Consider the following 515-nt stretch of genomic DNA (forward strand, 5'->3'; position numbering starts at 1 on the left):
AAGCAAGAATGACCAAACAATTAAATCATACTGTGCTTTTGCAACGGGTCCTTGCGGATTTAATACTGCGAGTTTCTTATCACAGCCACCGAGGAACAGAAGTAATGATAACGGAAGAAGCGAAGCCAACTTCCAAAATGCTTTCTTTAGTTGCACGATTGAAAATCTCCTTTCTCCTTGGATTGAAACTATGCCAATAAAACAATATAAACCTATTAATTTATAGTTGGCAATAGTTTTTGTCATATTGTTAAAAAATAGACACAAATGCACGCTTTTTAAGGTGAATATCATTTGTAGCTTGATAACATTGTAAACTATTTTCCAAATAAAAACGTTATTGTGGGAATTTTAAGATAAATAAAGTTATACCAACATAYCCAATAAATAGAAAGAAATTATCTTATCATAAAAAAAGAATACTGAATTTTTAGTATATTCATTTTGTTACCTGAGTTATATTTCTTTTCTGTTCAAATGTGACAACTTTCCGAATGTTTAACTTGGTATAAAAT

General features: G+C 29.8%; 1 pseudogene. It reads right to left on the reverse strand.

Features of this window, described 5'->3' with window-relative positions:
• Window positions 1-156, reverse strand: a pseudogene (locus AC1DJR_RS33130) (cytochrome aa3 quinol oxidase subunit II); the annotation flags it as partial.
• Between the last annotated feature and the right edge of the window lie 359 nt (window positions 157-515).

Source organism: Bacillus sp. 05T31 (genome assembly GCF_056396725.1).